11 protein-coding genes are annotated in these 12469 nt (G+C 72.4%); 6 read left to right on the top strand and 5 right to left on the bottom strand.

The genetic code is table 11. The features are described from left to right. Positions 1–107: 107 nt before the first annotated feature. From ACFQ9Z_RS20630 to ACFQ9Z_RS20640, 3 genes are all read right to left on the bottom strand, one after another. Entirely contained in the window at positions 108–1229 is a 1122-nt protein-coding gene (locus ACFQ9Z_RS20630; RefSeq protein WP_383019767.1) for a sensor histidine kinase, read from the bottom strand. Further along, positions 1226–1966 (bottom strand): response regulator transcription factor, encoded by a 741-nt coding sequence (locus tag ACFQ9Z_RS20635; RefSeq protein WP_143627012.1) that lies wholly within the window; start codon positions 1964–1966, stop codon positions 1226–1228. Before ACFQ9Z_RS20635 ends, ACFQ9Z_RS20630 begins: the two co-directional genes overlap by 4 nt. A gap of 109 nt (positions 1967–2075) precedes the next feature. Further along, positions 2076–2753, bottom strand: a complete 678-nt coding sequence (locus ACFQ9Z_RS20640; RefSeq protein WP_383019775.1) for a spermidine synthase — start codon at positions 2751–2753, stop codon at positions 2076–2078. Positions 2754–2891: 138 nt separating this feature from the next. On the opposite strand from ACFQ9Z_RS20640, the gene lon reads away from it, so the two are divergent. After that, entirely contained in the window at positions 2892–5312 is a 2421-nt protein-coding gene (gene lon / locus ACFQ9Z_RS20645) for an endopeptidase La (RefSeq protein ID WP_383019779.1), read from the top strand. 127 nt (positions 5313–5439) lie between these two features. Here lon and ACFQ9Z_RS20650 read toward each other — a convergent pair whose 3' ends face one another. After that, positions 5440–6264, bottom strand: a complete 825-nt coding sequence (locus ACFQ9Z_RS20650) for a lysozyme (RefSeq protein ID WP_383019782.1) — start codon at positions 6262–6264, stop codon at positions 5440–5442. Between the two features lie 228 nt (positions 6265–6492). Between ACFQ9Z_RS20650 and ACFQ9Z_RS20655 the strand changes: the two genes are divergently transcribed. Then, positions 6493–6984: a MarR family winged helix-turn-helix transcriptional regulator gene (locus tag ACFQ9Z_RS20655; RefSeq protein ID WP_383019788.1), complete on the top strand. Its 492-nt coding sequence runs from the start codon at positions 6493–6495 to the stop codon at positions 6982–6984. Between the two features lie 10 nt (positions 6985–6994). Here the strand turns inward: ACFQ9Z_RS20655 and ACFQ9Z_RS20660 are convergent, their stop codons facing one another. After that, the gene (locus ACFQ9Z_RS20660; RefSeq protein ID WP_383019791.1) at positions 6995–7783 is read right to left on the bottom strand and encodes a hypothetical protein; all 789 of its coding nucleotides are present in this window, start codon (positions 7781–7783) and stop codon (positions 6995–6997) included. Positions 7784–8167: 384 nt separating this feature from the next. On the opposite strand from ACFQ9Z_RS20660, the gene ACFQ9Z_RS20665 reads away from it, so the two are divergent. Genes ACFQ9Z_RS20665 through ACFQ9Z_RS20680 form a run of 4 tightly spaced genes read left to right on the top strand, consistent with a single transcriptional unit; the run spans position 8168 to position 12450 of the window. Continuing rightward, positions 8168–10921, top strand: coding sequence for a nitrate- and nitrite sensing domain-containing protein (locus ACFQ9Z_RS20665; RefSeq protein ID WP_383019796.1), 2754 nt, complete (start codon positions 8168–8170; stop codon positions 10919–10921). Further along, the gene (locus tag ACFQ9Z_RS20670; RefSeq protein ID WP_383019799.1) at positions 10918–11415 is read left to right on the top strand and encodes a roadblock/LC7 domain-containing protein; all 498 of its coding nucleotides are present in this window, start codon (positions 10918–10920) and stop codon (positions 11413–11415) included. Before ACFQ9Z_RS20665 ends, ACFQ9Z_RS20670 begins: the two co-directional genes overlap by 4 nt. Continuing rightward, entirely contained in the window at positions 11412–11822 is a 411-nt protein-coding gene (locus ACFQ9Z_RS20675; RefSeq protein WP_143626997.1) for a DUF742 domain-containing protein, read from the top strand. The genes ACFQ9Z_RS20670 and ACFQ9Z_RS20675 overlap by 4 nt, the downstream gene beginning before the upstream one ends. Continuing rightward, the gene (locus ACFQ9Z_RS20680; protein ID WP_143626995.1) at positions 11803–12450 is read left to right on the top strand and encodes an ATP/GTP-binding protein; all 648 of its coding nucleotides are present in this window, start codon (positions 11803–11805) and stop codon (positions 12448–12450) included. The genes ACFQ9Z_RS20675 and ACFQ9Z_RS20680 overlap by 20 nt, the downstream gene beginning before the upstream one ends. Positions 12451–12469 lie beyond the last annotated feature (19 nt).

Genomic DNA, 12469 nt, shown 5'->3' on the forward strand with positions numbered 1-12469 from the left:
GGGCCCGGCGCCGCCGGTCGGCGTGCGTGTCCTGGGCCTGCCCCTGATCACACGTGTCCGGCTGCGCGGACGCTCGTGGATCTTGGTGTTCCGGTCCGGACCCTACGTCAACTCTGGACGGAAGTCAGTCCCGGAAGAGTGACGATGATCCGGCAGCCCCGTACGGATTCGGCCACACCGATCCGGCCGCCGTGGAGATCGACGGCCCACCGGGCGATGGCCAGCCCGAGGCCGGTGCCGCCGTCGCTGCCCGGCCCGTGCGGCCGGGACACGGCGCCGCGGTTGAACCGCTCGAACACCCGGTGCCACTCGGAGCGCGGGATGCCCGGACCCTCGTCCAGGACCTCGAGCTCCAGCGAGTCCGGCTGCGGCCCGCGCCGCGCCTTCACGGTCACCCGGCCGTGCGGCGGGCTGTGCTTGACCGCGTTGTCGATCAGGTTGGCGACCACCTGGTGGATGCGCTCGGGGTCCGCGTGCGCGGTCAGCTCCGGCGGGGAGACGTCGAGGTGCAGGTGCACGTCCGTGCGGGTGTGGCTGCCGGACCCGGAGGCGATGCCCGCGCGCGCGGAGGCGACCATGTTGGCCTCCTTCAGCACGCCCGACAGGTACGGCCACACCTCGAAGCGCCGCAGCTTCAGCGGTACGACGCCGTTGTCGAGCCGGGACAGGTCCAGCAGGGTCTCCACCAGCCGGCCGAGCCGGTCGGTCTGCTTCAGGGCCGTCCGCATGGTCTCCGGGTCGGCCTCGGTGACCCCGTCGACGATGTTCTCCAGCACCGCGCGCAGGCCCGCGATCGGGGTGCGCAGCTCGTGCGAGACGTTCGCCACCAGCTCCTTGCGCTGGCGGTCCTGGGCCTCCAGCTCGTCCGCCATGACGTTGATCGTCTCGGCGAGATCGCCCAGCTCGTCGCGGCGGCCCTCACTCACCCGCCGGGTGTAGTCACCCTGCGCGATGGAACGGGCGACCGTGTTCATCTCGCCCAGGGGCGCGGTGAGCGAATGGGCCACGAACTGCGTTATCAGCAGTGTGGCGATCATCGAGAAGACCGTGATGAAGCGCAGCTCCGTCTTGGTGTGCACCGCGATCATGGACAGACCGGTGGTGATCAGCACCGAGATGACGACCAGCGCGCCCAGTTTGGTCTTGATCGAGAACGGGCGTACGCCGCCCCAGGGTTCCTCCGTCGGGCTCCCGGGGCTCCTCCGTGCGGCCTCCCGCCCTGCGCTCATGGCGTCGGCGTCTCCAGGGCGTACCCGACACCGTGCACCGTGCGGATCCGCTCCGCGCCGATCTTCCGGCGCAGCGCCTTGATGTGGCTGTCCACGGTCCGGGTGCCGGAGGCGTCCGCCCAGTCCCACACCTCGGCCAGCAGCTGCTCCCGGGAGAGCACCGCGCGCGGGGTGTTCGCCAGGCACACCAGCAGGTCGAACTCGGTGGGCGTGAGGTGGACGTCCTCGGACCTGACCCGCACCCGGCGCTGCGCGTGGTCGATCTCCAGCTCGCCGAGCCGCAGGATGCCCGAGCGGGGCGTGGAGGCGGCGATGGCCGCCCGCTCCACCCGCCGCAGCAGGACGTGCACCCGCGCGGCCAGCTCGCGCATCGAGAACGGCTTGGTCATGTAGTCGTCGGCGCCGACCCCGAGCCCGACCAGCATGTCGGTCTCGTCGTCGCGCGCGGTGAGCATCAGCACCGGCACCGGGCGCTGGGCCTGCACGCGGCGGCAGACCTCCAGGCCGTCGAAGCCGGGCAGCATGATGTCGAGGATCAGCAGGTCGGGCTGCCAGGCCTCGGCCGTGTCCACCGCGGCCGGCCCGTCGGCCGCGGTCTGTACGAGGAATCCCTCCGCGCGCAGCCGGGCCGCGATGGCGTCGACGATCGTGGGATCGTCCTCGACCACCAGGACCCGGCGCTGCGCGCCGGGCGTGGTCGTGGCCGCGCCGGTCTGGGAGGTGTGTGTCTGCTCCATCGCCCGCCCCTGTTGCTTTCCGGGATCAGTGGGGTGATCCCATGACTGCGATTGACGCTTGAATGATCCGCGCCAGGGCAGCACATTACGGGGACCGGCCGCGCCGTCGCTATCCAGGGCGGACGGCGAGGTGCACGGCGTCCGGAACGCCCCGGGCAACGGGGACCTCTTCGGTACGCACCTGACGGAACCCGGCATTCCGCAAGGTTCCTTCAAATTCCGGAGACGGTTCGGCCGACCATACTGCGAACACCCCGCCGGGTCTCAACGCCCTTGCGCACGCGGCGAGTCCGGCCGGCGAGTAGAGGCCGTCGTTGCTCTCGGTGACGGTCCAGCCCGGCCCGTTGTCGATGTCGAGGCACAGCGCGTCGAACGTGTCCGAGGTCTCTTCGAGATAAGCGACGAGATCCGCCTCGACGATCCGGGTGCACGGATCGGCGAGCGCCTTCGCGGAGATCTCCGCCAGCGGCCCGGCGCGGTGCCAGTCCACGACGGCGGGCTCGCGCTCGACGACCGTGATCCGTCCCCACCGTCCGCCGGCCGCGGCGTGCGCGAGCGAGAAGCCCACGCCCAGCCCGCCGATCAGCACCTCCGGCGCCGGGCGCCCGTCCAGCGCGTCGTACGCGGCGTCCACCAGCAGCCGCTCCGAGCGGCCGTCGGAGGTGTCCATCAGGAAGCAGCCGTTGGCGATGATCTGCAGCAGCGCGCCGTGCCGGCGCAGCACCACCTCGCCGTACGGGCCTTCGCGGCGGTCCAGGACCACGGGGGAGTCGTACAGGGCAGTCATGCGCCCATCCTGCTCCGGACCGGCCGCTCGGGCACCGCGATTTCCGTGATCGCTCACAGCGAACGGGGAGCCGGGAACAACCGCGGGGCTCCAGACATTGAGTCGGCATAGCTCAATTTGACTGCCTAAGGGGAGATCATGGCTGATGAGTCCACGGCGTTCACGCTCGTACTGCCGGTGCTGCCGCTCGACGACGAGGTCGTGCTGCCCGGCATGGTGGTCCCGCTGGACCTGAGCGACGCCGAGGTCCGGGCCGCGGTGGAGGCGGCACAGGCCGCCGCCCGCTCGGAGCCCGGCAAGCCCAGGGTCCTGCTGGTGCCGCGCGTCGACGGCACCTACGCGAAGACCGGTGTGCTGGGCACCGTCGAGCAGGTCGGCCGGCTGGCCGACGGAGACCCCGGCGCGCTCGTCCGCGGCCGCGGCCGGGTGCGCATCGGCGCCGGTACGACGGGCCCCGGCGCGGCCCTGTGGGTGGAGGGTGCGCGGATCGAGGAGACCGTGCCCGACCCGCTGCCCGGCCAGGTCGCCGACCTGGTCAAGGAGTACAAGGCCCTGGCCACCGCGTGGCTGCGCAAGCGCGGCGCCTGGCAGGTCGTGGACCGGGTCCAGGCCATCGACGGCGTCTCCGCGCTCGCCGACAACTCCGGGTACTCGCCCTTCCTGACCACCGAGCAGAAGGTCGAGCTGCTGGAGACCGCGGACCCGGTGGCCCGGCTGAAGCTCGCCACCCGGCAGCTGCGCGACCACCTCGCCGAGCAGGACGTCGCCGAGACCATCGCCAAGGACGTCCAGGAGGGCGTCGACAAGCAGCAGCGCGAGTTCCTGCTCCGCCGCCAGCTGGAGGCGGTCCGCAAGGAGCTGCGCGAGCTGAACGGCGAGAGCGAGGGCGAGGAGTCGGACGACTACCGCGCCCGCGTCGAGGCCGCCGACCTGCCGGAAAAGGTCCGCGAGGCCGCCCTGAAGGAGGTCGACAAGCTGGAGCGGTCCAGCGACCAGTCGCCCGAGGGCTCGTGGATCAGGACCTGGCTGGACACGGTCCTGGAGATGCCGTGGAACGTGCGCACCGAGGACGCCTACGACATCCAGGGCGCCAAGGCCGTGCTCGACGCCGAGCACGCAGGGCTCGAGGACGTCAAGGAGCGCATCACCGAGTACCTGGCCGTGCGCAAGCGGCGCGGTGAGCGCGGGCTCGGCGTGATCGGCGGGCGGCGCGGCGGTGCCGTGCTGGCGCTCGTGGGTCCGCCCGGCGTAGGCAAGACAAGCCTCGGCGAGTCGGTCGCGCACGCCATGGGGCGCAAGTTCGTCCGGGTCGCCCTCGGCGGCGTACGGGACGAGGCCGAGGTCCGCGGCCACCGGCGCACGTACGTCGGCGCCCTGCCCGGCCGGATCGTGCGCGCCGTCAAGGAGGCCGGGTCCATGAACCCGGTGGTGCTGCTCGACGAGATCGACAAGGTCGGCTCCGACTTCCGGGGCGACCCGGCGGCGGCCCTGCTGGAGGTCCTCGACCCGGCGCAGAACCACACCTTCCGGGACCACTACCTGGAGGTCGAGCTGGATCTGTCCGACGTGGTCTTCCTCGCCACCGCCAACGTCCTGGAGGCCATCCCGGAGGCGCTGGCGGACCGGATGGAGATCGTCCGTCTGGACGGCTACACCGAGGACGAGAAGATCGTCATCGCCCGTGACCACCTGCTCCCGCGCCAGCTCGAGCGGGCCGGCCTGGACCGGGACGAGGTCACGCTCGACGAGAGCGCGCTGCGCAGGCTCGCCGGCGAGTACACCCGTGAGGCGGGCGTGCGGACCCTCGAACGGTCCATCGCCCGGCTGCTGCGCAAGATCGCGGCCCAGCACGAACTGGGACGGCGGGAGCTGCCGTTCACCGTCCGCGACGAGGACCTGCGCGGTCTGCTGGGCCGCCCGCACCACGTGCCCGAGTCGGCCCAGGACCCGGCCGAGCGCCGTACGTCCGTCCCGGGCGTGGCGACCGGCCTCGCGGTGACCGGCGCCGGCGGCGACGTGCTCTTCGTGGAGGCGTCCCTCGCCGACCCGGAGACCGGCGCGGCCGGGCTGACCCTCACCGGCCAGCTCGGCGACGTGATGAAGGAGTCGGCGCAGATCGCGCTGAGCTTCCTGCGCAGCCACGGCGCCGAACTGGAACTGCCGGTGGCCGACCTGAAGGACCGGGGCGTGCACATCCACTTCCCGGCGGGCGCGGTCCCGAAGGACGGGCCGAGCGCGGGCATCACCATGACCACCGCCCTCGCGTCCCTGCTCTCCGGCCGGCTGGTCCGCACGGACGTGGCGATGACCGGCGAGGTCTCGCTGACCGGCCGGGTGCTGCCCATCGGCGGGGTGAAGCAGAAGCTCCTCGCCGCCCACCGCGCCGGGGTGACCACCGTGATCATCCCCAAGCGCAACGAGCCCGACCTGGACGACGTCCCGGCCGAGGTGCTCGACCGGCTCGACGTCCACGCCGTGAACGACGTCCGGCAGGTCCTGGAGCTGGCTCTCGCGCCCGCGGCGAAGGGTGCGGAGCAGGAGATTCCGGTGGCGGCGTGACGGACGCCCCCGGATGAGGGAGGGCCCGGGTCCCGCGCGGGACCCGGGCCTTCACCGGTGGGTGCTCGACCCCTGCCGCCCCACGGGCCGGCCGGCGTCGGGGAACCCGGGGAGCGGACGGGCGGGATCAGCCGTTGGCCAGTGCCTGCACCCGGTCCAGTGCGCCGTTGAACCTGTCGTGGTCGCCGACGGTAGGTCCGGAGGAGGTGTACTGCCACATCGTGTAGTACGACCAGCCCGCCGGCAGCGTCCCCACGGTCGAGGCGTAGCGGGCGACCCACAGCGGGTTGTTCGCGGCGAAGCCGCCGTAGTTGCCGGTGCAGTCGGTCCACCAGCTCGTCGCCGTGTAGATGACGGCGTCGCGGCCGGTGCGCGCCTTGTAGGTGTTCAGGAAGTCGGCGATCCAGCTGACCATCCCGGACGCCGTCTTGCCGTAGCAGGCGGCGCCGTACGGGTTCCACTCGATGTCCAGCACGCCGGGCAGGGTCATGCCGTCCCGGGACCAGCCGCCGCCGTGGTCGACGAAGTAGTTGGCCTGGGTGGCGCCGCTGGTGGTGTCCGGGGTGGCGAAGTGGTACGCGCCGCGGATCATGCCGACGTTGTACGAGCCGTTGTACTGCTGGGCGAAGTACGGGTTCGTGTAGTACGTGCCCTCCGTGGCCTTCGTGTAGGCCCAGCGGACGCCGCTGTTCCACAGCGTGGACCAGGCGACGTTGCCCTGGTAGCCGGAGACGTCGACGCCCTCGGTCTGGGTGGCGTCACCGGTGCTGGGGGTGCCGTGCTGCCCGTCGTGGGCGGCCACCCCCATGCCCATGGACGCCGAACCGCGGCTGGGGGTGGTCGCCGCCTGGGCGGAGGTGAGCGGAAGGGCGAGGCCGAGCACCGCGAGCAGGGCCGTGACGAGGACGGTGAGCGGGCGCGGACGGAGGGAACCGGGTCTGTGCACGGGCATGACGTGCCTCCGGGGAGTGAGGTGGGGGAAACGTGGGGTGACCGCTGAACCACTGGCGTGGGCATGTCATCGCTTGCCTGTCCAAGAAGCTACGCACGTAGATGACGCCGTGGGAAGGGGATCCGGATGCTGCCGTTGGTCTAAGCCTGCGAAATACTTGAAGAGCTGCGGCTATGACGGCGGTTGGCAAAAACTTTCAGGACCGCGAAACCGATCAGGGGTGCTGACGTGCACGAGGACGCAAACGGCGACGCGCGCCGTGCCACCGGCCAGGTGACGCCCAGTGGTGCAGACCAGGAATTCCTGGCGCTGGAGCGCGAGTTGACCGTGCTGCTCAGGCGGGCCCGGGCCAATCAGGGCGAGATGGCACGCGAGGTGCACCCCGACCTGGAGTCCTCCGCGTACGGCCTGCTCATCCGCCTCGACGAGCTCGGCGGCCAGCGCGCCACCGAACTCGCCGCCTACATCGGCGTCGGCAAGGCCACCATGTCCCGCCAGCTCCGCGCCCTGGAGGAGCTCGGGCTGATCGCCCGCGAGCCCGACCCGGCCGACGGCCGCGCCTGGCTGGTCACCCTCACCGACGAGGGCCGCGGCCGCGTCGGCACGGTCCGCGAGGCCCGCCGCGCCCGCTACGTCAGCCAGCTCGCCCACTGGGACCGCCGCGAGGTGGCGGAACTGGCACGGCTCCTCCACGAGCTGAACGGCGTCATGGAGCGCTGAACGGCCGCGCTCACAGCTCGGCGTACACCACCGTCGCGTCGTCGTGCGTCTTGCCGCGCCCGAGGAACGCCCGCTCCTCCCGGTCCGCCGACTCCAGCTTGCGCACCCGGTCCACCAGCGAGCGGGCGCCCTCCCCGGCGACGAGGGCGAGCAGCTCCGCCCAGTCGCCCGCCCGGAACCACTCCGTCCACCGGGTCGCGCCGTCCGACAGCGCCGCCAGCGCGCGGACCCGGTCGCGCGGAAGGGCGCCGGCGACCGCGCGGGCCGCGACCGAGGGGTCGGCCGCGGCCGTGAAGAAGCCGCCCTCCCGGTTGCGGAGGCCGGCGTCGACCAGCGCGGCGGAGGCCAGCGCGGATCGGGGCAGCCGGGCCAGCCGGTCGTCCAGCACCGGGGTGACCGTGCCGTCGGGGGCCTGCAGGAGCAGCGCCGAGTCGGACAGCACCAGGTACTCCACGAGGTCGGCGGACCAGCGGGCGAGCGCCACGGTTGCCTGCGGGGTGCGCGGGTGAGAAAGGTCACAGGTGTCCGCGTGGGCGTCGGCGGTCCGGGCGATCGCCCGCGACAGGATCTCCGGCAGTGTCAGTTCCTGGCCGGAAACGGTCAGTTCGGCCAGCGCGCCGCCGAGCCGCGACGTGAACCAGGGAACGGAGTGCGTACAGCCCGTCGCGCCGCGCGGCGGCGTCACTCCGTCGAGCAAGATCACGCAGCCGCCCTGACCGCAGGCGGGCAGTGCGACGCCCGCGAAGTCCTCGTTGGGGCGATTCGCGTCGCCGGGTTCCGAAACGAGATCGGTTCGCATCCGGCCAGTCTGCACCAGCCCTTCACAGCCTCCGCCAAAGGCTGGCAACCATCGCCGAATTGGCACGGTCCCGCAGGTCAGGCGCCTGCTTTGGGGGTAAATGACGCACTCCGGCAACGCGTGGTGGCGAATATTGCCAAAGCCTGCCGCGCGCGTCCAACCGGCCCGCCGCGCCAGCGTGGCGCACAGGCCGCCGGAACTTGCCCGCCAACTCCCCTCCGATGTTCACTCCTTCGAGTGGCGGGTCAGGTGATGCGCGACCACTGCCCACCGGCGCTGGGAGGGTCGGAAACCGTATGAACCGGGTATACGCACCACTTGGCCCCGAGACGACGGGGCGCCACCCGGGCCCTTGAGCAGACGAGTTCAGGAATGCGAGCACCGGTGCAGAAGAAGTGGCCTCGGCGCACAGGCAGGCGGACGGCCGGCGAAGGGGACGTCGAGCAGACCCCCGTGGGCACCGGCCGCCCCCGTCACGTGCGCACCCGGCTGATCGTCGCCGTGGCCGTGGTGGCCGCCGCCATCGCCGGAGCGGGAGCACCCTCCCTGCTCACCGCCTCCCAGGACGTCAGTGACTCCCAGGAACTGGTGACCCTGTCCGCCCGTACCCAGGACGCGCTCGCGCTGGCGCACTCGCTCGCCGACGAACGCGACGAGGTCACCGCCTACATAGCCGCGGGCCGCCCCAAGTCCAAGGCGCCCACCGAGCAGCGCAGCGCCCGCGTCGACCGCCAGGCCGAGGACCTGCGCGCCGACCCGGACACCCCGGCCGGCCTGCGCGCCGACCTCGACCGGATCGCCGCCGTCCGGCACGCCGCCCTCACCGGCAAGTCCGACGCGCTGCAGACCCACCAGGCGTACTCCGCCACCATCACCGGACTGCACCGGCTCGCCGGTGAACTGGCCGAGCGGATGCCGCCGCGGGCCGGCGCCGGCGGCCACGCGCTCGCCGAACTGGACTCCGCCGTCCAGCAGTCCGCCGCCGCCCGCGGCCTGCTGCTGGCCGCCCTCGGCGTCCCGTCCACCACCCGGACGGTGATCGATCCCGTCACCGGGCTGCCCGCCACGTCGAGCGAGCCCACCGAGGACGGCCGCAAGCAGCGCGACGCCCTCACCGCCGCCGCCCAGCAGGCCCGGCTGCGCGCCGACGCGGCCCTCGCCGACTTCCGGGAGACCGCCCCCAAGGCGTCCGTCGCCGCGTACGACTCCACGGTCACCGGCCCCGAGGTCAACTCCGCCGACAAGTACCTCGCCGCACTCACCGACCAGCCCACCCTCACCGGCAGCGAGCCCGCCACCAGCGCCAGGAAGCTGGACGCGGCCCTGTCCGCCCGGGTGGACCTGATGCGCGGCGCCGAGTCGGCCCTCTACGAGCACCGCACCGAGGACCTCGAGCGGCTCCGGGACGACGACGTCACCGCGCTGGAGATCCGCATCGCCGTCCTCGGCGCCCTGATGCTGCTCGCCGTAGGCGTCGCCACCGCCATGGCCCGCACCCTCACCCGTCCGCTGTCGGTGCTGCGCCGCGGTTCGGCCCGGCTGGCCGAGGCGGAGGACGCGGCCGGCCAGGAACCGGTCGCCTTCACCGGCCGCAACGACGAGTTCGCCCAGGTCGTCCGCTCGGTCAACGCCCTGCACGCGCGCGCCGCCGCCCTGCAGGAGCGGGTGGCCACCCTGGAGACGGACCGCAAGCACCTGGTCGGACAGCGGCAGAAGATGGCCGACGCCCGCGAGGAACTGCGCGCCGAACTCGACGCCAGCGCGGCCCAGATCGAGCGGCTGCGCACCAGCATCGGCGGCACGTTCGTCAGCCTCGCCCTGCGCACCCTCGGCCTGGTCGAGCGGCAACTGGCCGTCATCGAGGGCCTGGAGGAGCGCGAACAGGACCCGGAGCGGCTCTCCACCCTCTTCAAGCTGGACCACTTCGCCACCGTCATGCGCCGGCACAGCGAGAACCTCCTGGTCCTGGCCGGCACCGAACACGTCCAGCAGCACCACGGCCCGGTCCCGCTGGTGGACGTGGTCCGCGCGGCGGTCAGCGAGATCGAGCGCTACGAGCGCGTCCTCATCGCCGCCCTGCCCCCGCACGCCCATGTGGTCGGCTTCGTCGCCGACGACCTCTCCCACCTGCTCGCCGAACTCATGGAGAACGCCGCCTCCTTCTCCCCGCCGGACCTGTCCGTCGAGGTCTCAGGCTGGCTGCTGGAGTCCGGCGAGGTCATGCTGTCCGTCCAGGACGAGGGCATCGGCATGGCCACCGACCGCCTGGACCGCCTCAACACCCGATTCTCCGAGTTCGACCCCGAGTCGCCCTACGACCAGGAGGGCGAGGACGGCCTCGGCCTCGGCCTCTACGTCGTGGCCCGCCTCGCCCACCGCCACGGCATCCGCGTGCAGCTCCGCGAGCAGAAGCAGGGCGGCATCGCGGCGGTGGTCGTCCTGCCCCGGACCCTGCTCGCCGAGGCCCCCGCGGCGGCGGCCCCGCGCCCGGCCGGCCTCTCGGACACCCAGAGCTTCTCCCTCCCCGGCGCCGACGCCGAGGCCAACTCCAACGTCCTGCACGCCCGCACCAAGGACACCGACCCCCTGGTCGCCCTCGCCGAGAAGGCGGCCCGGGAGGCCGAGGCGGAAGCGAAGGCCCGGGCCGAGGCGGAGGCCGGGGCCGGTCCGGCCGAGGACACCGAGGTGCACACGCGGGCGGAGGCGGAGGAGCGGACCGCCGACGAGGCCGTGACCAGGCCGAAGGAGCCCGCGGAGACCTTCGCCGAGACGACGATGGAGCTGCTGCTCCCGGAGGTCGCCACGCAGCCGGCGGCCGCCGACGGCGAGGACGCCCCACCGGGACCGCCCGCTCCCGCCGACGACAACACCACGCGTGGTGCGGGTGGGACCGAATCCGCCGCCACCGAGGACGAGGCGGTCACCAGCAAGGGCCTGCCCAAGCGCACACCCAAGATCACCGCTCCCGCCGCCGACCAGCCCCGCCGGCGCGGCACGTCCGTCGACGCCGAAGCCCTCCGCCGCAGGCTCGGCGGCTTCCGCCAGGGAGCGCAGGCCGGCTACCGGGACGTCGAGGCGGAGATCGCAGAACGTACCGATGAGACCACGGGGGGCACCGTCGAGGAGGCAAGCAGTTGACCGCGCCCAGTACCTTCGGACTGAGCAGGGAGGCACGCAACCTGCACTGGCTGCTGACCAACCTGGTCGAGGAAGTCCCCGGAATCCAGTCCGTCGCCGTGGTCTCCTCGGACGGCCTGCTGCTCCTGTCGTCCGACCCCGGCCACGCCGAGCAGACCCGCCGGTCCCGCCCGGTGAAGGGGCCCAAGGGCTCCGCCGCCGACCTCGCGACCATCGTCTCCGGCATCGGCAGCCTCACCGTAGGCGCCGCCAAGCTGATGCAGTTCGGCGGGGTCAAGCACACGATGGTGGCGATGGACGAGGGCAGCCTGTTCGTGATGTCCATCAGCGACGGCTCGCTGCTCGGCGTGCACGGCTCCGCGGAGTGCGACATGAGCGTGGTGGCGTACCACATGGCGCTCTTCGTCGGCCGGGCCGGCCACGTCCTGACCCCCGAACTCCGCAGCGAGCTGCGCAAGTCCCTGGAAGCCGAGTCGACGGGGAGCGCCCGATGAGCGGCACGCCGAACAAGCTCCCGGTGCGCGGCGGCGGTCGCAAACCCGCCCGCGTCCGCCCCTACTCGCTCACCGGCGGCCGCACCCGCTTCGGCCACGTCCTCCTCGTCGAGACCTTCGTGGCCGCGCTGGAGGCACCCGAGGAGCGCAAGGAACTGACGAACGGCTCCCTCACCACCCGGGTCATGCCGGAGATGCGGGCCATCGTCGAACTGTGCCGCCGTATGCGCACGGTGGCCGAGATCGCCGCGCTGCTGAAGATGCCGCTCGGTGTGGTCCGCGTGCTGCTGAGCGACCTCGCGGACCAGGGAAAGATCCGTGTGTACGGCACCGGCACCGGTCACGGCACCGGCCGCCCGGACCGCGCTCTGCTGGAAAGGGTGCTGAGTGGACTCCGCCGTCTCTGACGCCACGGGCGTCGCCCCCCTCGTCGCCGGGTTCAGCGAACCCGACGAGGATCTGAAGGCCTGGCAGCAGGACCGCACGCAGGCCCCCATAGCCACGAAGATAGTGGTGGCGGGCGGCTTCGGCGTCGGCAAGACCACGCTGGTCACGGCCGTCTCGGAGATCACGCCGCTGCAGACCGAGGCGCTGATGACCGAGGCGAGCGAGGGCACCGACGACCTCACCGCCACGCCGGGCAAGTCGACCACCACCGTGGCCATGGACTTCGGCCGCCTGACGCTCGACGACGACCTGGTGCTCTACCTGTTCGGCACGCCGGGCCAGCAGCGGTTCTGGTTCATGTGGGACGACCTGGTGCGCGGTGCGATCGGCGCCGTCGTGCTGGCCGACACCCGCCGCCTGAAGGACTGCTTCCCCGCACTGGACTACTTCGAGAGCTGCGGACTGCCGTACGTCGTCGCGGTCAACCACTTCGACGACAGTGAGCTGTTCGAGCCGGAGGACGTACGCGAGGCGCTGACCATACCCGCGCACATCCCTGTCATGATCATGGACGCGCGGCGCCGGATCTCGGCCATCGAGACCCTCCTGGCCCTGGTGGGCCACGCGCTGGACGAAACCCCCGAGTAGTCCCGACCTAGGAGCACCA

This window comes from Streptomyces sp. NPDC056580 (genome assembly GCF_042793175.1).
GTDB lineage: Bacteria > Actinomycetota > Actinomycetes > Streptomycetales > Streptomycetaceae > Streptomyces.